This is a genomic window from Cupriavidus sp. SIMBA_020 (genome assembly GCF_046535395.1).
Taxonomy (GTDB): domain Bacteria; phylum Pseudomonadota; class Gammaproteobacteria; order Burkholderiales; family Burkholderiaceae; genus Cupriavidus; species Cupriavidus campinensis.
Map to the genome: position 1 here is coordinate 1 of NZ_JAWRWU010000303.1, position 305 is coordinate 305.

General features: G+C 65.2%; 2 riboswitches.

What is annotated here, in order from left to right:
- A riboswitch (glycine riboswitch) is annotated at window positions 1-116 on the reverse strand. This riboswitch is flagged as partial in the annotation.
- 33 nt (window positions 117-149) lie between these two features.
- Window positions 150-245, reverse strand: a riboswitch (glycine riboswitch).
- Between the last annotated feature and the right edge of the window lie 60 nt (window positions 246-305).

Sequence of the window (305 nt, forward strand, 5' to 3'; positions counted from 1 at the left end):
CCTCTGTCCTTTTGCCTGAGAGTTGCCCCGCGTGGCGGGTTTGCACCTTCGGCGCCTGGGCTGCTCGCTATGTCCCTGATTGGGCAGCGGCGCCAGGTCTCTCCAGAGTGCTGTTTTGCCGCGTCCGCACGGCATAAACCGGGACAGGGCAAACATGTGCGGTATGGGATACCTGAGCGATTCCGGGCGAATTGCGCCTTCGGCGGCGGCTGCGGTTAACAGCCGCTCTCTCCCGCAACATGCGTGACAGCGCCGAAAGCATACCGCGAAACGCCGGCTTCGCCCAGCGCCGCGCGGCCTGTCAC